This is a genomic window from Pseudomonas sp. GW822-FHT03F08, from assembly GCF_058801265.1.
This window is the reverse complement of record NZ_JBXANC010000006.1, coordinates 19,738-43,115: the sequence shown is the minus strand read 5'-3', so window position 1 is coordinate 43,115 and position 23,378 is coordinate 19,738. Positions and strand designations below refer to the sequence as shown.

General features: G+C 61.7%; 22 protein-coding genes. 9 read left to right on the top strand and 13 right to left on the bottom strand.

All coding sequences use genetic code 11. From position 1 onward, the window contains the following. Positions 1–25 precede the first annotated feature (25 nt). The 3 genes from AC1RME_RS16055 to arsC are packed head-to-tail and all read right to left on the bottom strand — an operon-like array spanning position 26 to position 1,399. Complete coding sequence (locus AC1RME_RS16055) at positions 26–451, bottom strand: DUF2069 domain-containing protein (protein ID WP_096818030.1); 426 nt, start codon at positions 449–451, stop codon at positions 26–28. Between the two features lies 1 nt (position 452). Then, entirely contained in the window at positions 453–1,049 is a 597-nt protein-coding gene (wrbA, locus tag AC1RME_RS16050; protein ID WP_096818028.1) for an NAD(P)H:quinone oxidoreductase, read from the bottom strand. Beyond that, entirely contained in the window at positions 1,046–1,399 is a 354-nt protein-coding gene (gene arsC / locus AC1RME_RS16045) for an arsenate reductase (glutaredoxin) (protein ID WP_011335489.1), read from the bottom strand. Before arsC ends, wrbA begins: the two co-directional genes overlap by 4 nt. Positions 1,400–1,512: 113 nt before the next feature. On the opposite strand from arsC, the gene AC1RME_RS16040 reads away from it, so the two are divergent. After that, positions 1,513–1,980, top strand: a complete 468-nt coding sequence (locus tag AC1RME_RS16040) for a TlpA disulfide reductase family protein (RefSeq protein WP_096818026.1) — start codon at positions 1,513–1,515, stop codon at positions 1,978–1,980. Between the two features lie 39 nt (positions 1,981–2,019). Here AC1RME_RS16040 and AC1RME_RS16035 read toward each other — a convergent pair whose 3' ends face one another. Together AC1RME_RS16035 and AC1RME_RS16030 are read right to left on the bottom strand one after the other, a co-directional pair. Next, on the bottom strand, positions 2,020–2,424 hold the full coding sequence (locus AC1RME_RS16035) for an META domain-containing protein (protein WP_096818024.1): 405 nt from the start codon (positions 2,422–2,424) through the stop codon (positions 2,020–2,022). Then, complete coding sequence (locus AC1RME_RS16030; protein ID WP_096818023.1) at positions 2,424–2,858, bottom strand: hypothetical protein; 435 nt, start codon at positions 2,856–2,858, stop codon at positions 2,424–2,426. The genes AC1RME_RS16035 and AC1RME_RS16030 overlap by 1 nt, the downstream gene beginning before the upstream one ends. A 133-nt stretch (positions 2,859–2,991) precedes the next feature. Between AC1RME_RS16030 and AC1RME_RS16025 the strand changes: the two genes are divergently transcribed. After that, complete coding sequence (locus tag AC1RME_RS16025; RefSeq protein WP_096818020.1) at positions 2,992–3,462, top strand: hypothetical protein; 471 nt, start codon at positions 2,992–2,994, stop codon at positions 3,460–3,462. Between the two features lie 10 nt (positions 3,463–3,472). On the opposite strand, the gene AC1RME_RS16020 is transcribed toward AC1RME_RS16025, so the two are convergent. Both AC1RME_RS16020 and AC1RME_RS16015 read right to left on the bottom strand, forming a co-directional pair. Beyond that, positions 3,473–4,462, bottom strand: a complete 990-nt coding sequence (locus AC1RME_RS16020; protein WP_096818018.1) for a 2-hydroxyacid dehydrogenase — start codon at positions 4,460–4,462, stop codon at positions 3,473–3,475. 83 nt (positions 4,463–4,545) lie between these two features. After that, complete coding sequence (locus tag AC1RME_RS16015; RefSeq protein WP_096818639.1) at positions 4,546–7,299, bottom strand: response regulator; 2,754 nt, start codon at positions 7,297–7,299, stop codon at positions 4,546–4,548. A 216-nt stretch (positions 7,300–7,515) separates the two neighbouring features. Here AC1RME_RS16015 and AC1RME_RS16010 point away from each other — a divergent pair, with 216 nt between their 5' ends. From AC1RME_RS16010 to AC1RME_RS15980, 7 genes are all read left to right on the top strand, one after another. Further along, positions 7,516–8,238, top strand: coding sequence for a response regulator transcription factor (locus AC1RME_RS16010; protein WP_096818016.1), 723 nt, complete (start codon positions 7,516–7,518; stop codon positions 8,236–8,238). Next, positions 8,225–9,649, top strand: coding sequence for a histidine kinase sensor domain-containing protein (locus AC1RME_RS16005; RefSeq protein ID WP_493091553.1), 1,425 nt, complete (start codon positions 8,225–8,227; stop codon positions 9,647–9,649). Before AC1RME_RS16010 ends, AC1RME_RS16005 begins: the two co-directional genes overlap by 14 nt. 139 nt (positions 9,650–9,788) lie before the next feature. Next, the gene (cysM, locus tag AC1RME_RS16000) at positions 9,789–10,691 is read left to right on the top strand and encodes a cysteine synthase CysM (protein WP_096818012.1); all 903 of its coding nucleotides are present in this window, start codon (positions 9,789–9,791) and stop codon (positions 10,689–10,691) included. Next, complete coding sequence (rlmD, locus tag AC1RME_RS15995) at positions 10,691–12,043, top strand: 23S rRNA (uracil(1939)-C(5))-methyltransferase RlmD (protein ID WP_096818010.1); 1,353 nt, start codon at positions 10,691–10,693, stop codon at positions 12,041–12,043. The genes cysM and rlmD overlap by 1 nt, the downstream gene beginning before the upstream one ends. A gap of 124 nt (positions 12,044–12,167) precedes the next feature. Then, positions 12,168–14,411, top strand: coding sequence for a GTP diphosphokinase (gene relA, locus AC1RME_RS15990; protein ID WP_096818008.1), 2,244 nt, complete (start codon positions 12,168–12,170; stop codon positions 14,409–14,411). 5 nt (positions 14,412–14,416) lie between these two features. Then, entirely contained in the window at positions 14,417–15,250 is an 834-nt protein-coding gene (gene mazG, locus AC1RME_RS15985; RefSeq protein WP_096818637.1) for a nucleoside triphosphate pyrophosphohydrolase, read from the top strand. 26 nt (positions 15,251–15,276) lie between these two features. Beyond that, positions 15,277–15,819 (top strand): DUF2058 domain-containing protein, encoded by a 543-nt coding sequence (locus AC1RME_RS15980; protein WP_007957793.1) that lies wholly within the window; start codon positions 15,277–15,279, stop codon positions 15,817–15,819. Between the two features lie 95 nt (positions 15,820–15,914). On the opposite strand, the gene AC1RME_RS15975 is transcribed toward AC1RME_RS15980, so the two are convergent. From AC1RME_RS15975 to AC1RME_RS15950, 6 genes are all read right to left on the bottom strand, one after another. Continuing rightward, positions 15,915–16,103, bottom strand: coding sequence for a hypothetical protein (locus AC1RME_RS15975; protein WP_096818006.1), 189 nt, complete (start codon positions 16,101–16,103; stop codon positions 15,915–15,917). Positions 16,104–16,382: 279 nt separating this feature from the next. Then, positions 16,383–17,603 (bottom strand): beta-ketoacyl-ACP synthase I, encoded by a 1,221-nt coding sequence (gene fabB / locus AC1RME_RS15970; RefSeq protein ID WP_096818004.1) that lies wholly within the window; start codon positions 17,601–17,603, stop codon positions 16,383–16,385. 11 nt (positions 17,604–17,614) lie between these two features. Further along, on the bottom strand, positions 17,615–18,130 hold the full coding sequence (fabA, locus tag AC1RME_RS15965; RefSeq protein WP_003227150.1) for a 3-hydroxyacyl-[acyl-carrier-protein] dehydratase FabA: 516 nt from the start codon (positions 18,128–18,130) through the stop codon (positions 17,615–17,617). A 247-nt stretch (positions 18,131–18,377) separates the two neighbouring features. Beyond that, on the bottom strand, positions 18,378–20,279 hold the full coding sequence (locus AC1RME_RS15960) for an ATP-binding protein (RefSeq protein WP_096818002.1): 1,902 nt from the start codon (positions 20,277–20,279) through the stop codon (positions 18,378–18,380). Next, complete coding sequence (locus AC1RME_RS15955) at positions 20,276–21,208, bottom strand: ABC transporter substrate-binding protein (protein ID WP_096818000.1); 933 nt, start codon at positions 21,206–21,208, stop codon at positions 20,276–20,278. Before AC1RME_RS15955 ends, AC1RME_RS15960 begins: the two co-directional genes overlap by 4 nt. Beyond that, positions 21,209–23,272: a TonB-dependent receptor plug domain-containing protein gene (locus AC1RME_RS15950; protein ID WP_493091596.1), complete on the bottom strand. Its 2,064-nt coding sequence runs from the start codon at positions 23,270–23,272 to the stop codon at positions 21,209–21,211. It lies immediately after the preceding gene. Positions 23,273–23,378 lie beyond the last annotated feature (106 nt).

Below are 23,378 nucleotides of genomic sequence, written 5' to 3'. Positions count from 1 at the left end.
CGTGGGAACGATCTCGGGACAGCTGTCAGGCGACGGAGATTTCGCCTTCGCCGGCCAGTTTGCGGTTCAGCTGATACCGCCAGCGCACATACAGCAGCGCCGAGCAGAACACCGCCAGACTGGCGATCATCTCCAGCACGCCGAACAGCTGCCGGCTCGGGTCATACGCCGCCAGTGCGCCCTTGATGAAATACAGGTTCACCACGAAGCACATCCACGAATGCCCGCGGGCGCTGCCCATGATCATGCCCGGTGCGAGCACGATCCACGGGATCAGCTCGATCAGCAGAATCACCCACGGCCGCGCACCATGCAGGTCGGCGAACAGCAGGTAATAAGCGGCGAGCAGTCCGGCCAATCCAAAGAAACACAGCAGACTGACGACCCGCATTGCCCTTACCCGTGGCTCCAGCCATTCGACGGCGGGCAGGATTTTCGGCTTTTTCGCCATCTCAGTTCCCCAGCTTCAAAGCCGTTTTGGCCAGGCGTGCGCCCAGTGCGCGGCACAGCGCCACTTCGTGCTGATCGAGACCGCTTTTGCCATCGGCCCCGGCGTGATGGCTGGCACCGTAAGGCGTGCCGCCGCCCTGGGTTTCCAGCAACGCCGATTCGCTGTAGGGCAGACCGGTGATCAGCATGCCGTGGTGCAGCAGCGGCAGCATCATCGACAGCAGCGTGGTTTCCTGACCGCCGTGCAGGCTGGCGGTGGAGGTGAACACGCCAGCCGGTTTGCCGACCAGCGCGCCGGTCAGCCACAGGTTGCTGGTGCCGTCGAGGAAGTACTTGAGCGGCGCGGCCATGTTGCCGAAACGGGTCGGGCTGCCAAGGGCCAGACCGGCGCAGTTCTTCAGGTCATCCAGCGTGGCGTACAGCGCGCCTTCATCAGGAATGTCCGGCGACACGGCTTCGCACTCGGTGGAGATCGCCGGCACGGTACGCAGGCGCGCTTCGAGGCCCGCCTGCTCAACGCCACGGGCAATCTGCCGGGCCATCTCGTTGGTCGAACCGCTGCGGCTGTAATACAGAACCAGAATGTACGGCGCACTCACGGCAACAGCTCCAGGATCTGCTCCGGTGGACGGCCGATCACGGCTTTGTCACCGGCTTCGAGAATCGGGCGCTCCATCAACTTGGGATGCGCCGCGATGGCTTCGATCAATTGTTTCTCGGTGAGACTGGCATCGGCCAGGTTCAGGGTCTTGTATTCGTCTTCGCCGGTGCGCAGCAGTTGTCGTGCGCTGATTCCCAGCTTGCCGAGCAACGCCTTGATTTGCGCGGCGTCCAGCGGCGTTTCGAGGTAGCGCACCACGTTCGGCGTCAGGCCACGGGCTTCGAGCAGTTCGAGCGCACCGCGGGATTTCGAGCAGCGCGGGTTGTGATAAAGCGTCAGATCGGTCATGGCGGGTCGCTTCTTGCGTAGAGTGGCGGCTATTCTAACTGTGCAGCGCGCAATCCAGAACCTTGGGAGGCGATGGGTCGCAGGCGCATTCAATTTTTGACAAGGAACATGACATGACACGGCGACTGGCAGCGGCATTGACGATCATCGGGGCGTTGATGCTGGGGGGCTGCGGTAACGACTACGGCATTGACCAGAACGGGCAGAAGGTGGCGTCCGAGCGTCTGGACAAACAATGGGTCGTGCTCAACTACTGGGCCGAATGGTGCGGTCCGTGCCGCACGGAAATCCCGGAACTCAATCATCTGGCGGACGAGCTCAAGAGCAAGAAGATCGGTGTGTTCGGGGTCAACTTCGACAACGTGCAGGGCGAAGAACTGAAAGGTGCCAGCGAGAAACTCGGCATCAAGTTCACCGTGCTGGCGCAGGATCCGGCGGACTTGTTCGAACTGCCGCGCAGCGAAGCCTTGCCGGTGACCTACATCATCGACAACAAGGGCAAGGTGCGGGAACAGTTGATGGGCGAGCAGACGGCGGCGGGGGTAATGGCGAAGCTTGAGGCGTTGAAGGCGGCCAACTGAGGATCGTTCCCACGCTGTGCGTGGGAACGATTGGAAGGCTCAGCCTTCTTCCAGCCACCAGCGTAATGGCTTGCCCTCGGCAGGCCAGAAACGCATCTGCTCGATTGGCGAGATATCCCAGCGCTCCACACGCTCCAGCGCCTGGAGGAAGCGTTGCTCCTGCTCCATCAGCGCCGGGGCACACAGTTTGCGGGTCTTGCCGATCTTGCCGAAGCTGAGCTTGTCGCCTTCCAGGGTGTAAGGCGCGAACCAATGGTTGCAGCCGCCATTGCCATACGCCCGGCCATCATCGCCCAAGGTCACGGTCAGGTGGCTGTAGTCCATCAGTGGCCGTTCGCCGATCCACTCCAGAATGTAGCTGCGGTTCTGTTGCAGTTGCACAGGCTCCGCGGCGCAACCCATCAGGCCGGCGCCGACAGCGGCGGTCAGGGCCAGGTGTTTCATCACACCGGCTCCTGGCATTTCGGGCACAGGTGCTTGTCATCGACGGCTTTCCAGCCCAGTTCGGCGATACGCGCCGTGGCGGCCGGTTTTTCTGCCGGTTTGCCGAGCTTGGCGTCCACCGCGAATTCGAAGCTCAGCTCCTTGGCGCAACTGTCGCAGTTGACCTGCCAGGTGTGGATCGCCAGTTCGCCGAACACCGGGCCGGTGGTCATCGCGGTCCATTGACCCGGCGGGTTGATCAGGTGGCGGACGGTGTCGACGGTCAGGCGCATGGACAAGTCCTTGCTGCCTTTGAGGGTCACGACCAGCACGTCGCCGATACGGATCGAGCCACCGTTGCCGGTAACCTGATAACGGCCCGGTACGAGGGCGCGGCATTCGGTGAGGGTGTGTTGCGGGTTCATCAGGGTGTAGCGGAAATCGTGTTCGACCATGGGTCCTCCAAATATGCGCGACATGCTAGCACGGGCTTGATTGCAGAATAACGCGCGCTTGCGACCTTCGATCCGGTTCAAATCGACACTACAGTCGTGGCAAACTGCCGCCTTCATCTCTAAGGAACGGAACATGGCGCTGATCGAATGTTATGAATGCAAGCGGAGCATCAGCCCCGAAGCGAAGACCTGCATTCATTGCGGGGCTCCGATGACGGGGAAACATGCACCGCTGCAGGCGACCCGACCGGCCACCGCGACATCAACGATTTCCTTTGGCAGTCTGCCCCGGAACAAGGCGGTTGCCGACGCTTTCGTCGCAGAATCCGCTTCCACTCCAGCCCCGGCGCCGAAAGTAATGCCCGCCGCCGCTGGACGCCGGCGCCGGCAACAGGCCGAACAAGCGGTCGAACTTCAGTTGAATGCCGATGGCTCTCGCCCGGTGGAGGGCTGGCTGAAGGTCATGGCGTTCCTGATGCCGATCATCTTTGTCTGGTTCCTGCTGCGCCGGGGCCATTCCCTCAAGCAGCGACTGATTGGCTTCGGCTGGTTGGCGCTACTGATTTTCTGGGTGGCGATTTCCCCGGCTACGCCTCCGGCCTGACGATCGATTGTCAGCTCTCGACCTGGTTCTGCGGCGTTCCTGCCGCCCAGGTCGCGATGTTGTGCAGGGTGGTGGCGGCAATCGCGCCCAGCGCCTCGCGGGTCAGGAACGCCTGATGCGCGGTGATGATCACGTTGGGAAAAGTCAGCAGCCGCGCCAGCACATCGTCCTGTAATGGCAGGTCGGAGCGGTCTTCGAAAAACAGCTGCGCTTCCTCCTCATAAACGTCCAGCCCCAGATAACCCAGTTGACCGTCCTTCAGGGCGTCGATCAGCGCCGGGGTGTCTACCAGACCACCGCGACCGGTGTTGATCAACATCGCGCCCGGCTGCATGTGCGCCAGCGAATCACGGTTGATCAGGTGTTTGCTCTGCTCGTTGAGCGGGCAGTGCAGGCTGATGATCTGCGATTGTTCGAGCAGTTGCGGCAGGCTCAGGTAGCGCGCACCCAGGGCTTCGACGGCCGGGTTTGGATACGGGTCGAAGGCCAGCAACTCGCAGCCGAAACCGTGCATGATTTTCGCGAACGTCGCGCCGATCTGGCCGGTGCCGACAATGCCGACGGTCTTGCCCACCAGATCGAACCCGGTCAGGCCGTGCAGGCTGAAATCGCCTTCGCGGGTGCGGTTGTAGGCTCGGTGCAGTCGGCGATTGAGCGCAAGAATCAGCGCCACCGCATGCTCGGCTACCGCGTGGGGCGAGTAGGCCGGTACGCGCGTGACGACCAGTCCCAGGCGTTTGGCGGCGCTCAGGTCGACATGGTTGTAACCCGCCGAGCGCAGGGCGATCAGCCGGGTTCCGCCGGCCGCCAGACGTTCCAGCACGGGAGCACTGAGGTCATCGTTGATGAAGGCGCAGACCACTTCGTGCCGGTCGGCCAGCGGTGCCGTGTCGAGACTCAGTCGGGCCGGTTGAAAGTGCAGCTCGATGCCGGCCGGGCAGTCGGCGGCGAGAAAACTGTCGCGGTCGTAGGTCTGGCTGCTGAAAACGATCGTGCGCATGCAATCCTCCTGAAGCATCGACGCGGGCGTGAATCACCCGCGACCACTTTAGCCGCGTCGGCGTTGATCGGCATTGCCGTGGATCAGGCGCTGATCTTCGCCTGCGCCGCCAGACGATTGATCGCCCGCTCCAGTTCATCCAGAGCGGTGGAGGCCTTGGGGTCTTCCTGTTTGAGCAGGGTCTCGCTGCGCTGGCAGGCCGCGCGCAATTGCGGAACGCCGCAGTAGCGGGTGGCGCCGTGCAGGCGATGCACCCGTTCGATCAGGCCAGTCTGGTCGTGGCTGTCGCGGGCGCTGCGGATCGCTTCGCGGTCGGCCTCAAGGGACGCCAGCAACATGGCCAGCATGTCCGCCGCCAGATCCGCCTTGCCGGCGGCCAGACGCAGGCCTTCTTCCTGGTCGAGTACCGGCAGGTCCTGATGGCCCGCCAGGCTTTCGCTGTTGCGGTCCGGTGCCTGATTGCGCAGTGCCAGTCCTGTCCACTTCAGCACCACTTGGGCCAGTTGCCGTTCGCTGATCGGTTTGGTCAGGTAGTCGTCCATGCCGCTTTGCAGCAGTGCGCGTTTTTCGTTGGCCATGGCGTGGGCGGTGAGGGCGACGATCGGCAGTGGTGTGCAATGGCGTTCGCTTTCCCACTGACGGATCGTCTCGGTGCTCTGACGCCCGTCCATGCCTGGCATCTGCACGTCCATCAAGACCAGATCGAAGGTTTCGCTCTGCACAGCCTTGACCGCCGCGTAGCCACTTTCGACGGCCAGCACCTTGGCGCCCATGTCTTCGAGCAGGGTCTGCACCAGCAACAGGTTGGCCGGGTTGTCGTCGACACACAGCACTTTCGGTGCACGGCTCGACAGCGGTTCGCCGGGTTCGCTGCGCGTCTGGCGCGGGTTGACCATGTCCGACAGTGCCCGGCGCAGTTTGCGCGTGCAGGCCGGTTTGGACTGGAGCTGGCTGTGCGGGTTGGGTACCGATAGATGGAACAGCGTCAGTTCGGTGGTCGGGCACAACACCAGTACCCGGCAGCCGAGGTGTTCGAGGTCCCAGATGTGCTGGTTGAGTCGTTCCGGCGGCATGTCGTTGCTGGTGATGCCGAGCACGGCGAGGTCGATGGCCTGATCGGTCTGGTGGGCGCCAGTGACGCCATTGGTCAGGCTTTCCAGAGTATTGAACGGCGTGACGTCGAGCCCGCAGTCTTCCAGTTGATGCTGCAGCGCCTGACGCGCCAGTTCGTGGTTTTCCAGCACCGCTACCCGGCGGCCGAGCAACGGCGCGGCGGGCAGGTCTTCGGCATCGTCGCGGGTCTTGGGCAGGCTCAGGCTGATCCAGAACTCCGAGCCTTCGCCCGGGGTGCTGTCGACGCCGATCTCGCCGCCCATCTGTTCGATCAGGCGCTTGGAAATCACCAGCCCCAGACCGGTGCCGCCGGGTTGACGCGACAGCGAGTTGTCAGCCTGGCTGAAGGCCTGGAACAAGGCGCGCACGTCCTGGTTCGACAGACCGATGCCGGTGTCCTGAATGCTGATGCGCAGTTGCACGCTGTCTTCGTGTTCTTCTTCGAGCATCGCGCGGGCGACGATGGTGCCTTCGCGGGTGAACTTGATCGCGTTGCTCACAAGGTTGGTGAGGATCTGCTTGAGCCGCAGCGGATCGCCGACCAGCGACAGCGGCGTGTCGCGATAGACCAGACTCACCAGTTCCAGCTGCTTGGCGTGGGCCGCGGGGGCGAGGATGGTCAGGGTGTCCTGCAACAGATCGCGCAGGTTGAACGGAATATGATCGAGCACCAGTTTGCCGGCCTCGATTTTCGAGAAGTCGAGAATTTCGTTGATGATCCCCAGCAGGCTGTCGGCGGACTTTTCGATGGTGCCCAGATAGTCGAGCTGGCGCGGGGTCAGCTCGCTTTTCTGCAACAGATGAGTGAAACCGAGAATGCCGTTGAGCGGTGTGCGGATTTCGTGGCTCATGTTGGCGAGGAACTCGGACTTGATCCGGCTCGCTTCCAGCGCTTCCTTGCGGGCCAGGTCCAGTTCGATGTTCTGGATCTCGATGGTCTCCAGGTTCTGGCGCACGTCTTCGGTGGCCTGATCGACGCTGTGCTGCAATTCTTCCCGGGCATTTTGCAGGGTGCCGGCCATGCGGTTGATGCCGGACGCCAGTTCATCCAGTTCCTGACTGCCGAGGGGCGGCAGGCGGGTTTCCAGATGACCGTCCTTGAGTTGCGCGACCGCCTGTTTGATCTGGCTGATCGGGCGATTGATCGTGCGGCCCATGCGCAGGGCCAACAGTGCGGCGCCGGCCAGTCCCGCCGCAATCAGCAGCAGGCTGGCGAACAGGCTTCGGTAACCGCGCAGCAACATGCCGTTGTGCGACAGCTCCAGTTCGACCCAGCCGAGCAGGCGGTCGGACTCTTCAGGGATCAGTTCGCCAGCGAGGTTGCGATGCTTGCCGAACACCGGCAGCAGATAGCGGGTGGCGTCGTTGCCGCTGCGCCGCAGCAGTTGCGTGCTGTCGCCGCTGGGGGCCTGGTTGAGCATGGTCGGGCCGGCGTGGGCCAGTGGTGAGCGGTCGGGTGCGAGGAAGGTCACCGCGCGCACGTCCGGCTGTTCAAGGGATTGGGTGGCGATGCGCTCGAGCAGATCGGAATCGCCGTGACCCATGGCCGGTGCCACCAGCGGCGCGAGTTGCTCGGCGATCATTTCGCCGCGCTGCATCAATTGGGCCTGCAGGTCGGACTGCTGCGTCCAGGTGAAATAGCCGCCCAGCACCAGTGCCATCAGGCTGGTCGGCAACAGGGTCAGCAACAACACGCGACCTTTGATTCCCAGTTTCTTGAGCACGCCTATCTCCTGCATCCCGCTGATCATTGACTCTTGCGTGCTTCCGGCACGCGGCATGGGCGCAGTGTAGCGATTTGCTTGCGGGCATTCCCGGGAAAAATCATGTCGTGATCCGTCGTTTCAGCACCGGTCATTTGTCCGACAGGTCAACCTTGGGTTGCCGGGCGGCGGGCAATCTTGAATAATCGCCCAACTGAGAATTATTTGCAGATAGTCATGACTCCTGTCTCTGTTGGCCAGCCACGCATTCTTTCCATCGAGGACGATCCCGTGCTCGGTGCCTATGTTCACGAGCAATTGGGGCGCAGCGGCTTCCAGGTCACCTGGTGCCAGAACGGCAGCGAAGGCCTGAGCATTGCCCGGCGCCAGCCGTTCGATGTGGTGTTGATGGACATTCTGTTGCCGGGCCTCGATGGTTTGAACGTGCTGACGCAACTGCGCCAGAGTCATTCCACGCCGGTGCTGCTGATGTCGGCGCTGGGGGCCGAGGCCGATCGCATCAGCGGTTTTCGCCTGGGGGCAGACGACTATCTACCCAAGCCGTTCAGCATGGCGGAGCTGCACGTGCGGATCGAAGCGATCCTGCGTCGGGTCGCTCTCGATCGGCGCCCGGCCGTCAGCGTTGAGCCGGTGGCGGCGGGCGGTCTGCACTTCGACGACGAGCAGTGCGAAGTGTCTTACTGCAATCAACCGGCCGGCCTGACCCGCAGCGAATACCGCTTGCTGGAAACCCTCAATCGCAATGATGAAGAGGTGCTGAGCAAAGCCTTCCTTTATCAGCATGTACTTCAGCGCGGTTACGCGGCCCACGACCGCAGCCTCGACATGCACATCAGCCAGATCCGCCGCAAACTCAAATCGATCGGCTACACCGAGCGGGAAGTGCGCACGGTGTGGGGCAAGGGCTATGTTCTGAGCGCCGTCGATGAGGGTGTCTGAACTTCCGGGTCGGCATTCGCTGTTCTGGAAACTGGCCTGTCTGCTGGTGGCGTTCTGTCTGTTGATGATCTGGCTGAGCTGGTCCTGGGGCCGTTATATGGAGGAGCGCAATCAGTTCCTCTCCGACGAGGCTCGCGGCACGCTCACGCGTTATGCCGCCGAAGCCGAAGCGGCTTGGCGGCGCGATCAGCGTGACGGCGTCGACCGCTGGTTGCAGAGCATGGAATTGCGCGAAGCTGGTTGGGTCGGTGTGATCGACGGCAACTTGCAGTCGCTGAGCCGTGATCCATTGAACGAAAAGGAAATCCAGCACCTGACCTTTCTGCGGGGGCTCGACTGGCCGATACACAAGAAAGGCCGGCCGTGGCTGCGTGTTCCCTTTCCCGCAGAACCCTCCGCCGGCAGCCTGGTCATCGAGTTGCCTGAGCGATTCCTGCCGGGCAAATACCGAGTGTTCTGGCGGGTGATCACCAACGGCGTGATTCCCGGCCTGTTCACCCTGTTGCTGTGCGTGGGCCTGTATCGCTTGCTGGTGGTGCCGCTGAACAACCTGCGCGAGCAGGCCAACGCGTGGCGTGCCGATCAATTGAATGTGCGCCTGTCGAGCGGCATCACCCAGCGCCCGGACGAACTCGGCGAACTGGCCCGGGCTTTCGACTCAATGTCCGAACGCCTGCAATCGACCGTCGCCCTGCAACAGCAATTGTTGCGCGACTTGTCCCACGAATTGCGCACCCCCCTGAGTCGCCTGCGGGTGGCCAGCGAAAGCGAACAGAATCTGTTGCCGTTGCGCGAACGCATTGGCCGCGAAGTCGATGGCATGCAGCGGTTGGTCGAAGACACCCTGCAACTGGCCTGGCTCGAAACCGAACGCGCACCACTGCCGGACGAGGCGATCCAGATCCAGGCCCTGTGGGAAATGCTCACGGAAAACGCCTGTTACGAAAGTTGCTGTCCGGTGGGCCAGTTGCAATGTGCGGTGGATGCATCGTGCTGGGTGCGCGGCAATCTCAATACCCTGGCCCAGGCGCTGGAAAACATCCTGCGCAACGCGATCCGGCATTCGCCAGCGGGCGGCATCGTGCGGCTGGATGGCCGGCGTGACGGGGATTACTGGCATCTATGGCTGGAGGACGAGGGCGGCGGTGTGGCCGAGGCGGATCTGGAGCGGATCTTCTCGCCGTTCACCCGACTCGACGGCTCGCGGCCGGGGGACGGTGGATTTGGTTTGGGGCTGAGCATTGCGAGGAATGCGGTGCAGCGGCAGGGCGGGAGCCTTTGGGCTGAGAACGGCGAGTCAGGGTTGCGCTTGAATTTGCGGTTGGTGGCCGATGATAGCGCCGCCCATTCCGACGTCTTCGCTGGCAAGTCGGCTCCTACCGTGGATGTGTGTCGCCCGCAGATTGTGTGAGCGGCACAAAAGTCTCACCACTGGTGAGACTTTTACTGCTTATTCCAAGAAACCATAAGCACCACACTTTGCGTGATATGGGCCGCGCAGGTTTGCCGGTATGATAGGCGCCCCCGCTGTCCGGATTGCGAAAAACGCCATGACCTTGCAGTACCCAACCATCGCCGATTGCGTCGGCAACACGCCGCTGGTGCGTTTGCAGCGCCTGCCCGGTGTCACCAGCAACACCCTATTGCTCAAGCTCGAAGGGAACAACCCTGCGGGTTCGGTCAAGGATCGTCCGGCGCTGTCGATGATCACCCGTGCCGAGTTGCGCGGGCAGATCCACGCCGGCGATACGCTGATCGAAGCGACCTCGGGCAACACCGGGATCGCGTTGGCGATGGCCGCCGCGATCAAGGGTTACAAGATGATCCTGATCATGCCGGACAACTCCAGCGCCGAGCGTAAAGCGGCGATGACCGCTTATGGCGCGGAGCTGATTCTGGTCAGCCAGGAAGAGGGCATGGAAGGCGCTCGCGATCTCGCCCAGCGGATGGAAGCCGAAGGTCGTGGCAAGGTGCTGGATCAGTTCGCCAACGGCGACAACCCCGAAGCGCACTACACCACCACCGGCCCGGAAATCTGGCGCCAGACCCAGGGCACCATTACTCATTTCGTCAGTTCCATGGGGACCACCGGGACCATCATGGGCGTGTCGCGCTACCTGAAAGAGCAAAGCGACAGTGTGCAGATCATCGGTCTGCAACCGATGGAAGGCTCGGCCATTCCCGGCATTCGCCGCTGGCCGCAGGAATACCTGCCGAAGATCTATCAGGCCGATCGGGTCGATCGCATTGTCGACATGGCGCAAAGCGAAGCCGAAGACGTCACCCGTCGTCTGGCCCGCGAAGAAGGCATCTTCTGCGGCGTGTCCTCGGGCGGTGCGGTGGCAGCGATGCTGCGCCTGTCCAAAGAAGTTGAAAACGCGGTGATCGTCGCGATCATCTGTGACCGTGGCGACCGATACCTGTCGACCGGCATTTTCGACGCGCCCAACTGATGGCCAAGCACGAGAGAGGCCTGCGCTTCCAGCCCACCGGCGGTAGCAAGGCCCCGCAAATCCCGACCGGCAAAAAGCAGCGCTTGAACATCGAGCGCCTGGCCAATGACGGTCGCGGCATCGCGTTTTTTGAAGGCAAAACCTGGTTTGTCCTAGGCGCCCTGGCGGGTGAAGAGGTCGAGGCGCGGGTACTGGGCGCCCACGGCAAAGTGGTCGAGGCGCGTACCGAACGTGTATTCACGGCCAGCGAATTGCGTCGCCCGGCACCTTGTCAGCACGCGGGTCGCTGCGGCGGTTGCAGCGTTCAGCATTTGCCCCACGGCGAACAGCTTGCCCTGAAACAGCGCATGCTCGCCGAACAGCTTTCGCGGGTCGCCGGTGTCGAGCCTGAAGAATGGGCTGCACCTTTGACCGGTCCGGAATTCGGCTACCGTCGCCGCGCCCGGGTGGCCGTGCGCTGGGACAGCAAGGCCAAAACGCTCGAAGTCGGTTTCCGCGCCGCCGGCAGCCAGGACATCGTGGCGATCAGCGAATGCCCGGTGCTGGTACAGCCCTTGCAACCGATCATGACCCGTTTGCCGGAGATGCTCCGTCGCCTGAGCAAACCTCAGGCGCTGGGTCATGTGGAATTGTTCAGTGGCTCGTCCCTGGCCGTTCTGCTGCGTCACATGGCGCCGCTGTCCGAGGCCGACCTGACGATCCTCAAGGATTTCTGCGCATTCCATCAGGCGCAGTTGTGGCTGCACGGCGAAGACGGGCCGCAACCGGTCGATGCCTCGCAATCGCTGGGTTATCGCCTGGAGCCGTGGGATCTGGAACTGGATTGGCGGCCAGGAGATTTCATCCAGGTCAACGCCGGGGTCAACGAATCCATGGTTGCCCAGGCCCTGGAGTGGTTGAAACCAACCGCCGATGAGCGCGTGCTCGACCTGTTCTGCGGTCTCGGCAACTTTGCCTTGCCGCTGGCCAAAGCTGTGCGCGAAGTAGTAGCGGTCGAAGGCGTGCAGACCATGGTCGATCGGGCCGCGGCGAATGCCGCTAGCAACAATTTGCATAACACAAAGTTTTTTCAGGCCGATTTATCCCAGCCTTTGACCGATGCCGAGTGGATCGGAAACGGCTTTTCTGCGGTACTCTTGGACCCACCGCGTGACGGTGCTTTCGAGGTGGTGCGCAAGCTCGCGACCCTGGGTGCCGAGCGGTTGGTTTATGTGTCGTGCAACCCTGCAACTCTGGCGCGCGATACGGTCGAATTGATCAAGCAGGGCTACCGGTTAAAACGTGCCGGGATTCTCGATATGTTTCCTCAGACGGCACATGTCGAGGCCATGGCGTTATTTGAAGCGAGCTAGGATGGCTCGTCTGATCCGACTGGTCCGCCCGTGCAGCGCTCGTCTTAGCCCCGCGAGTGCGAACGGGCAATACAGGTCAGTGATTTGACGCATTGAATCTGCGTCGTAGGGAAGGTAAAGCAAGATGGTACAGGTGAGAGCACACCAGCCGATCAACACCGACGGCAGTATCAATCTCGAGGCTTGGCTCGATCATGCGGTCAGTGTCGATCTGGCACTGGATCGCGAAGCCTTGAAAGAGGCCTGTGAGTTCGCTCGACAGGCCGAGCAACAGTCCAATGCGGCCAAGAATCTCTGGACCGAAGGCAGCGGCAGTTTCAGCACCGGCCTCGAAATCGCGGAGATTCTTGCCGACCTCAAGCTGGATCAGGATTCGCTGGTCGCGGCGGTGCTTTACCGTGGCGTGCGCGAAGGCCAGATCGAACTGGCAGCGGTCAGCCAGCGCTTCGGTCCGGTGGTCGCCAAACTGATTGACGGCGTGCAGCGCATGGCCGCGATCAGCGCCAGCCTCAGTCCTCGCCAATCGATGGTGATGGGCACTCAGGGCCAGGTGGAAAACCTGCGCAAAATGCTGGTGGCGATGGTCGACGACGTACGCGTCGCACTGATCAAACTTGCCGAACGCACCTGCGCGATCCGCGCGGTGAAAACCGCCGATGACGAGAAGCGTAACCGGGTCGCCCGGGAAGTCTTCGACATCTATGCGCCGCTCGCCCACCGACTCGGCATCGGCCATATCAAGTGGGAACTGGAGGACTTGTCCTTCCGTTACCTGGAACCCGACCAATACAAACAGATCGCCAAGTTGCTGCATGAGCGGCGGCTCGACCGCGAGCGTTTCATCGCCGATGTGATGACGCAGCTCAAGGACGAATTGCAGGCCACCGGCGTCGACGCCGACATCAGCGGCCGGGCCAAGCACATCTATTCGATCTGGCGCAAAATGCAGCGCAAGGGTCTGGAGTTCAGCCAGATCTACGACGTGCGTGCAGTGCGCGTGCTGGTGCCGGAAATGCGCGACTGCTACACCGCGCTCGGCATCGTCCACACCCTGTGGCGGCACATTCCGAAAGAGTTCGACGACTACATCGCCAACCCGAAAGAGAACGGCTACCGCTCGCTGCACACCGCGGTGATCGGTCCGGAAGGCAAGGTGCTGGAAGTCCAGATCCGTACCCATTCGATGCACGAAGAGGCCGAGCTCGGCGTCTGCGCGCACTGGCGCTACAAGGGCACCGACGTCAAGTCCGGCTCGAACCACTACGAAGAGAAAATCTCCTGGCTGCGTCAGGTGCTCGAGTGGCACGAAGAACTGGGCGACATCGGTGGTCTGGCCGAACAGTTGCGGGTCGATATCGAACCGGATCGGGTCTACATCTTCACCCCGGACGGCCACGCCATCGATTTGCCGAAGGGCGCGACGCCGCTGGACTTCGCTTACCGCGTGCACACCGAAATCGGTCACAACTGCCGTGGCGCCAAGATCAACGGGCGGATCGTCCCGCTCAACTACAGCCTGCAGACCGGCGAGCAGGTCGAGATCATCACCAGCAAGCACGGTACGCCGAGCCGCGACTGGCTGAACTCGAACCTCGGTTACGTCACCACGTCCCGGGCGCGGGCGAAGATTGTTCACTGGTTCAAGTTGCAGGCTCGCGATCAGAACGTCGCAGCCGGCAAGACCCTGATCGAGCGCGAACTCAATCGCCTCGGTCTGCCGGCGGTGGATTTCGACAAGCTGGCCGACAAGGCCAACATGAAAACCGCCGAAGACATGTTCGCCGCCCTCGGGGCCGGCGACCTGCGTCTGGCGCAACTGGTCAACCTGGCGCAACAACTGGTCGAGCCGGAACGCGGCAACGAACAGCTGGAACTGATTCCACGCAAGGCCACCGGCTACAAGCCGGGCAAGCGCGGCGACATTCAGATCCAGGGCGTCGGCAACCTGATGACCCAGATGGCCGGCTGCTGCCAGCCGTTGCCGGGCGATGCGATCGTCGGTTACATCACCCAGGGCCGCGGCGTGAGCATTCACCGTCAGGACTGCGCCTCGGTGCTGCAACTGTCCGGGCGTGAGCCGGAGCGGATCATTCAGGTCAGCTGGGGCCCGGTGCCGGTGCTCACCTATCCGGTGGACATTGTCATTCGCGCCTACGACCGTTCGGGTCTGCTGCGTGACGTTTCGCAGGTGCTGCTCAACGAGCGGATTAACGTGCTGGCGGTCAACACCCGCTCGAACAAGGAGGACAACACGGCGTTGATGTCCCTGACCATCGAGATTCCGGGGCTGGACGCACTGGGGCGGTTGCTGGGGCGGATTTCCCAGTTGCCGAACATCATCGAGACGCGGCGTAACCGGACTCCATGAAATCGATCTACAGCCTTGAAGACCTGTTGCACCTGATGAATCGCCTGCGCGACCCGCAGTTCGGTTGCCCGTGGGACATCAAGCAGACTTACGCGACCATCGTCCCGCACACCCTCGAGGAAGCCTACGAAGTCGCCGACGCCATCGAGCGCGGCGACTTCGATCACTTGCAGGGCGAGTTGGGCGATCTGCTGTTTCAGGTGGTGTATTACAGCCAGCTGGCGCGGGAAGAAGGGCGGTTCGAGTTTGCCGGTGTGGTCGACAGCATCACCCGCAAGTTGATTCGTCGTCACCCGCATGTATTCCCCACTGGCGATCTGTATGCGCCGCTGGACGTGCCGCGCCTGAGCGAAGAGCAGGTCAAGCAGCGCTGGGAGGAGATCAAGGCCGAAGAACGCGCCGAGAAATCCACCGCGCCGCAGCAACTGTCATTGCTTGACGATGTGCCCGCCGCGTTGCCGGCATTGTCCCGCTCGGCCAAGTTGCAGAAGCGCGCCGGGCAGGTCGGTTTCGACTGGCCGGACGCGTTGCCGGTGCTGGACAAGGTGCGCGAAGAGCTTGATGAAGTGCTCGAAGCCATGTCCGAGAATGACCCGCAAGCGGTGGCCGACGAGATCGGCGACCTGCTGTTTTCCGTGGTCAATCTGGCCCGGCATCTGAAGGTCGATCCGGAAACCGCGCTGCGTGGCGCCAATGGCAAGTTCGAAAGACGTTTCCGATTTATCGAACAGGCATTGCGCGACACCCACCGACCCATAGAAGATTGCACCCTCGAAGAGTTGGACGCCCTGTGGGGTGAAGCCAAACGTCAGGAAAAGAATTTGCCCAGCTGCGGCTGAGCCGTTGCCCAAGTGAGTAAGCATCAATGAGCCTTTCCCTTCGCGACCAGTTGCTCAAGGCAGGACTGGTCAACCAAAAGCAGGCCAAACAGGTCAGCAAAGACAAGCAGAAACAACAGCGTCTGGCCCACAAAGGCCAGATCGAACTGGACGACTCCCAGCAGCGCGCTGCCCAGGAAGCTCAGGCCGAGAAGGTCAAGCGCGACCAGGAGCTGAACCGTCAGCAGCAGGAGAAGGCCGAGGCCAAGGCCCGCGCCGCGCAGGTCAAGCAGTTGATCGAAGTCTCGCGTCTGCCGAAGCTGACCACCGAGGACTACTACAACTTCGTCGACGACAAGAAGGTCAAGCGCATCTCGGTCAACACGCTGATGCGCAACAAGCTCAGCAGCGGTTCGCTGGCGATCGTGCACCATGCCGGCGGCTATGAAGTGATTCCTCGTGAGGCGGCCCTGAAGATTCAGGAGCGCGATCCACAGCGCATCGTGCAGCTCAACGAGAAGGTCGAAGAGGTCAATGCCGAGGACGATCCGTACGCGGCTTATGTGATCCCTGATGATCTGATGTGGTAAACGGGTCCCGCCGGGCTGTGAAGCTGCGCTGAAACGCCCAATAACGACAAACCCCGCTCATGGCGGGGTTTGTTGTTTTCAATGCTGTGGTTTGATCAGGCAGAGCGTTGGTCACGTTGCCGTTCGAGCAGTTCCAGTTCGGCCTTGTAGTTGTGGGCGTCGATCTCGTTGTGGAACATGCCGACCAGCAAGTCTTGTTGATGCACATCCCAGATCCGTACACCGGCGGCTACGCCTTCATGGGACATGTGTGAATCGTCGCGTTCAGTTACTTTTACAGTCATCTGCTAGCTCCAATCTCTGTTATCTGCAGCAAGGCGTGTGCAGGCCTCTGTTATAGAATTTGTTAGCCTGCTAAGTAAATGCTCGATTTGTGCAACGTATACTTGCGAAATCTGCAACAGTCCTGGAGCCCGCCAAATACGCGACATTCGGTCGCAGGGCAGTAAGTTGCATGACAGAAGTTTCATCTTGGTGCTGCTGAAAAAGCGCTTTTCTCCAGGCGAAAAAAAAACGCCCCGAACCAGTCGGGGCGTTTTCATGTGCGGCTCAGCAGGAAGGAATTACTTGCCTTCCCAGCGCTTCAGCACGAGGGTGGCGTTGGTGCCACCGAAGCCGAAGCTGTTGCTCATCACGGTGTTGATGGTGGCGTTTTCGCGGGTCTTGGTCAGCACCGGCAGATCGGCCACTTCAGGGTCCAGTTCGTCGATGTTGGCGGAACCGGCGATGAAGTTGCCTTCCATCATCAGCATGCAGTAGATCGCTTCGTGAACGCCGGCGGCGCCCAGGGAGTGACCCGACAGGCTCTTGGTGGAGCTGATGGCCGGGGCCTTGTCGCCGAACACTTCACGCACACCTTTCATTTCCGCGACGTCACCGACCGGAGTCGAGGTGCCGTGGGTGTTCAGGTAGTCGATCGGGGTGTCGACGGTGGACATTGCCATCTGCATGCAGCGGATGGCGCCTTCGCCGCTTGGAGCCACCATGTCGTAGCCGTCGGACGTCGCGCCGTAGCCAACGATTTCCGCGTAGATCTTCGCGCCACGGGCCAGAGCGTGCTCCAGCTCCTCGACCACGACCATGCCGCCACCGCCAGCGATGACGAAACCGTCACGGTCGGCGTCGTAGGCACGGGAGGCTTTTTCCGGGGTGTCGTTGCGCTTGCTGGACAGGGCGCCCATTGCGTCGAACAGGAACGACTGGCTCCAGTGCTCCTCTTCACCGCCACCGGCGAACACGATGTCCTGCTTGCCCATCTGGATCTGTTCCATGGCGGTACCGATGCAGTGAGCACTGGTGGCGCAGGCAGAAGCGATGGAGTAGTTCAGGCCCTTGATCTTGAACGGAGTGGCCAGGCACGCCGAAACGGTGCTGCTCATGGTCCGCGTGACGCGGTATGGGCCGACGCGCTTGACGCCTTTCTCGCGCAGGATGTCCAGCGCTTCCATCTGGTTCAGGGTCGACGCACCACCGGAACCTGCGATCAGGCCGGTACGCGGGTTGGACACCTGCTCTTCGGTCAGACCGGAATCGGTGATGGCGTCTTTCATGGCCAGGTAGGCGTAAGCCGCTGCGTGGCCGACGAAGCGATAGATCTTGCGATCGATCAGTTCTTCAAGGTTGAGGTCGATGGAGCCGGAAACCTGGCTACGCAGACCCATTTCGGCATATTCCGGGTTGAACCGGATGCCAGGGCGGCTTGCACGCAGGTTAGCGGAGACGGTCTCTTTGTCATTGCCCAGGCACGAAACAATGCCCAGACCAGTGATAACGACGCGGCGCATGCGAATAACCCTTAGAAGTTGTCAGTGGAGGTGAACACGCCGACGCGAAGGCCTTCGGCGGTGTAGATTTCGCGACCGTCGACAGTCACCGAACCGTCGGCGATGGCCAGGTTCAGCTTGCCTTTGAGGACGCGCTTGATATGAATGTTGTAGGTGACTTTCTTGGCGGTCGGCAGGACCTGGCCGAAGAATTTCACTTCGCCCGAGCCCAGCGCACGGCCGCGGCCCGGCAGACCTTGCCAGCCCAGGAAGAAGCCGACCAGTTGCCACATGGCGTCCAGACCCAGGCAGCCCGGCATCACCGGATCACCCTCGAAGTGGCAAGCGAAGAACCACAGGTCAGGGTTGATATCCAGCTCGGCGACCAATTCACCTTTGCCGTACTTGCCGCCTTCTTCGCTGATCAGGGTGATGCGATCCACCATCAGCATGTTCGGGGCGGGCAGTTGCGCGTTACCTGGGCCGAACAGCTCACCGCGACTGCAGCGCAGCAGGTCTTCCCGAGTAAAGGCGTTTTGTTTGGTCATGCGAGCTCCTCAATAATCCCATGCGGCAGGTGGGGCAAATCTTCCCGACCGATCGACGCGTTCATGCCTCGAACCGGCAGCCTACTCATAGACTATTGCGTTGTGGTGAAAGTCACAGCACCAAGGACATGAATGTACACTTGTGCACTGAAATTTTTATTCAAGCCCCTTTTGAGGCTCGTTCGGGTGCCTAAGACTGCCGCACTTTCGCTTTTCACGCCAGTCGCAGATGCTCGAAAGGGCCTCCCTACTGCACCCAGCGCTGCAGAATCTGCTGCAGGTCATTACGTTTGAACGGCTTGGCCAGGTAATCATTCATTCCCGCCGACAGGCAGTTTTCGCGGTCGCCCTGCAACGCGTTGGCGGTCAGGGCGATGATCGGTACATGACCGCAGCCGGGCAGGCGGCGGATCTGTCGGGTCGCCTCGTAACCGTCGATGATCGGCAAGCGGCAATCCATCAGGATAGCTTCGTAACGACTGCCCCCGGCACTGCGCACGGCCTGCATACCGTCGGTGGCGACGCTCACAGTGAAGCCCAGACTGCGCAACATTGCCTCGATCACGGTCTGGTTGACCGGGTTGTCTTCCACCAGCAAGACATTGCGACCTTCGCCGTGCGCATTGCCATCGATTGCACGCGGCGCCGCCAGTGCAGGCAATGCCTGCTTATATAGAGCCAACGGAATTTCCAGGGTAAACACCGAGCCGCGACCTTCTTCGCTTTGCGCGCGCAAGGTGCCGCCCATTCGCTCGGCCAGGGTGCGTGCGATCGGCAAGCCCAGACCGGTTCCGCCATAACGACGCGAAATCGAGCTGTCGGCTTGCTGGAACGCGTTGAACATCAATTCCAGGCTTTCCGAAGAAATCCCGATGCCGCTGTCGCGCACCGAGCAGGTGAACCACAGCAGTTCGTGATCCAGCGACTGCCACTGGGCCTCGATGCTGACGCGCCCCTGCTCGGTGAACTTCAGCGCATTGCCCACCAGATTGACCAGGATCTGCCGGATCCGCGTCGGGTCGCCCTGCACCTGCAAGCCGCGCAGGTCTTCGGGAATCCGCAGTTGCAGGGTCAGGCCGCGTTGCGCCGCACTGTGCTGGAACGACTGCGCGCACGCGCCGATCAGGTCGGCGAGGTTGAATGGAATGTGTTCCAGCTCCAATTCCGAACGCTCGATGCGCGAGAAATCCAGAATGTCGTTGATCACTTTGAGCAAATGCTCGGTGGACTCGGAAGCCAGCGCCGCGTATTCGATCTGCTCCTCAGTCATTTCGGTGGTTTCCAGCAGTTGCAGCATGCCCAGTACACCGTTCATCGGGGTGCGCAGTTCATGGCTCATCATTGCCAGGAAATCCGATTTGGCGTTGTTGGCCTTTTCCGCCTCTTCGCGGGTCTGGATCAGTTGCGCCATGGCCTGATGCTGTTCGCGGCTGGCCTGTTCCAGGGCCTGGGCCAGATTGTTGATGTGTTGCGAAAGGGCGCCCAACTCGGTGTCATCGACAATCGGCAGCGGGGTCTTGTAGTCACCGTCCTGAATCGCCTTGACCGCATCGCCGATGTCGCGGATCGGTTGCGACAGGCTGCCGGCCAGTCGCCGCGCCAGGACAAAGGTGAAGAGCAGGGCGAACAGCGCCAGAATCCCGGCCTTGAGCAGGATTTCCTGTTGGCGCTGACTGAAGGCATCGTTGGACAGACCGACGATCACTCGCCCCAGATAATCTTCGCTGGCGCCGCCGTTGCTGCTTTTGCCGTCCTGAAAGAAATCATTGTGCAAGGCAATCCGTTGCAGCCGCACCGGCGACTGGAACACTTCGACCTGATGCGGGCGTTTGTGCGTGTCCGACGGTTGTTCGACATACGCCAGAATGCGGTTGGCGCTGTCCTGTACTTCAAGAAAGCGCACGTTCGGCGTGGCCAGTGTGGCTTTGAGCAGGCTTTCCAGCACTTCGTTGTTGCCGGAAATCACCCCGTATTCGGTGGCGGGTGCGAGCTGGTTGGCGATCAGTTGGCCGGTGTGGTTCAGCTCCTGACGCAAATCCTGGATGCGCACGAAGGTGAAAAAGCTGATCAGCAGCAAGGTCAGCAACAGCGCAGGACCCAGGCTGATCAACTGGGTGCGGGTATTGATGTCCCAACGGCGGAAAATCATGGGCGGCGCTCTCCTTGGGCCAGCTCTTCGGCAACAGACGCTTCATTCATTGGTTCTATCCCTAATGAACGAGCCACCTGCGCATTGCTTGATACTTTAAAACGCTCGGGATAGAGCGCTCTCGGCCAGGTGGCCGGCGGGCGGTCGAGCAATTCGTCGAGCACCGCCAGCCAATCGCTCTGATCGCTGTAAGTACTGGCGAGGCTGCCGGCGCGTACGAACGAGACGTTCGGGCCGATCAGTGCCAGTTGCCGCGAATAGCTGCTGAGCAGCAGGTTTTTCGCGGTTTTCGGGTTGTACAGGTCAGGATCGTCGAGACCCAGCAGCACATCGCTGTTTTTCAGCACGGTCTGCAACGGGCGACTGTCGTGGGTGTTGTCCCAGCGCTGCGGGACGATTTGCAGATTCAGCGGCTGGGCGGCCGATTGCAGCTCCTTGAGCAGGAACTCGCTGTGCTGATCGAACAGCACGCCGACTCGCTGAGCCTGGGGCAGGATCCGTCGGATCAGTTGTAACTGGCGACTCAGCGGCGGATCGCTCCACAGCAGGCTCAAATGGGGTGGTTGTGCGTTACCGAAGCGTTGTCGGGCCTGCAAACGGCTGATGCGCAGGACCAGCGTCGCCGGCCCCTGGGGTTCCTGCATGCGCCAGTCGAGGCTCGGCAGGTCCAGCAGAATCAGGCGCAGGCTGGACGGCAGCTTACCCGGCGCCGGCAAGCTCGCCAGTGGCTGGAAATGTACGCGGTCGGTGGGGCGCAGTTCGCTCAGGGCCTGGACGAACGATTGCACGCCGGGGCTTTCCTCGGCGCCGGTCAGCAGAATGTCGGCCGCCTGCACCGCCACGCCGTGCAGCCAGGCTGTCAGGAACAGGCACAGCCCGGCCAGCCATTGGGCGGCCGTTGGCATCTTCCGCGACATGGCGTAGCGCATCTAGAACTCCAGCTCGGCGCTGAAATACATCACTCGGCGTTCGTCGTAATTGTTGTCGACGAAGGTGGTCGGCTCATTGTCCAGACGCTGTTGCAGCACTCCGGCCAGTTGCAGTTGGGCCTTGCCCAGCGGGATGCGTTTGGCGATGCGCGTGTCGACCCGCTCGAAGCGATAGCCGTTGAGGGCGTTGTCACCGTAATAGAAGAGGGCACTGTTCCAGCCCTGACCCCAGTCGCGCAGCCAACCGGCCGAGCCGCTGTTGCGCGCGGTGAACTGCTGGTCCAGCGGGTTGCTCGCCTCGGCGTCGACGTAGGCGTAAGTCAGGCGCAGCCGATCGGCCGCACTCAGGCGCCAATCCACCTGGGTCTCGGTGCCGCGAAAGCGCGAGTCATTGGCGTTGCTGGCAATGTACTGATTGTTGCGCAGCGGCTCGCTGATCATCCCGGTGATTTCGTCGTAGAACAGCTTCACGTCCAGCGCCAGGCCCCATTCAGGGAAATAGCCGTTGTAGCCCAGTTCCCGCGAGCGCATGTGCTCCTGGTCCAGATCGCCGGGGCCCCGGGTCTTGACGAAGTAGCGGGCCGAAGACTGGCCGAAGGCGGACGGGCGCAGGTTGGTCACCTGATAACTCCAGTTGACGTTGTTCTCGAACATGTCCGGCGAACGGATCGCTTCCGAGTACACCGCACGCAGGCTGTGGCGCGGGTTGATCAGGTAATTGACGGCAAACCTGGGCGTCAGCGAACTGCCGATCAACTGGGTGTTTTCAAACATGGCGCCGCCCTGCAACAGCCAGTGTTCGCTGGCGCGCCATTCCAGTTGGCCGAACGCACGCCACGTGGTGTCGTCCAGCGTTCCGTTGAAATAGGTCTCGGAATCGGCCCGGTCGTAACGATAGTTCAGGCCGCTGACCAGACGCAGACTGTCGGACAGGCTGAGGGTGTCCTGTAATTCCAGGTCATAGCGCGATTCCCGGGCGCTCTGGTCGATGTCGCCGCACAAAGTCCGGCTGGCACCATTGCGCCATTGATCGAGCACTTGATTGGCCAGGGCCATTTCCGTGGGTGTGCCGGGTGCAGCACCAGGCCCGACGAAGCGGGTGATGTTGCGCGCCAGTTGCTCGGTGTAGTTCGGGTTGAGTTGCCACAACTCCGTCAGCTGCGGGCTGAACGACACCTCGGCATCGCAGGCGCGCCAGGTCTGCTGGCGATCCCAGTGTTGCGCCGAGCCTTGTACATAAAGGCTGTGATCGGGGTTGATGTCCAGATTCCAGCGCACCGAACCGGCGTAATCCTTGGCGATCACGTCAGAATTGTTCCCGGCGGCGGTAATCCCCGAGAACACAGGGCGATAGGTGTAAGGCCGCTGGTTGGTCCCGTCCTTGGCGTTGAGCTGCCAGTCCACGCTCTGGTTGTCGCTGAGGGTCTGGCTGACCGCAAGGCTGAAGCGGTTCAAGCGGCGGCTGTCGCGGTAATCGGCGCCGGTGCGGTCGCTGTCGAAGCCGTCATCTTCCTGGCCGGACAGCGACAGACGCAGGTCGCCGCCATTCCAGCCTGTTCCCTGACTGGCATAGAAATCGTTGATGCCGCGTTGGCCACGGGTGATTTTCAACCGTGTGCCGTGGCTGTCCGCCGGGTTGCGAGTGATGATGTTGACCACCGCCATCAGCGCGTTGGCGCCATAGCTGACAGTGTTCGGGCCGCGAAAGACTTCGATGCGCTCGATGTCTTCCATGGCCACCGGAATGTCGCTCCAGTCCACCGTGGCCAGGCCGGCGCGGTACACCGAGCGGCCGTCGATCAGTACCTGCATGCGCCGTGCTTCGGTGGCGTTGGTGCCGTGATAGTTGACCACCGCCTGATTGCCGCTGATGTTGCCGACCATCATCCCCGGCACCAGGCGCAGCAGCTCGCTGATGTCCCGGGCGCCGCTGGCGTTGATCAGTTCGCTGTCGAGCACGGTCATGCTGCCGGGGACTTCCGCCGGGGACTGTTTCAGACGCGTTGCCGTGAGGATCTGGGGCAAGGCCTCGCTGTCGAGAAACAGGTCGTCCGCCAGCAACATCGGGCTGAACAGCAGCGCCAACAGCAGGGACGAACGCGGGGAGGGAGTGCCAGAAAACACGACGCAGCCTTGATAGCAAAGAATTGGCGCGCATGTTAACCGAGGA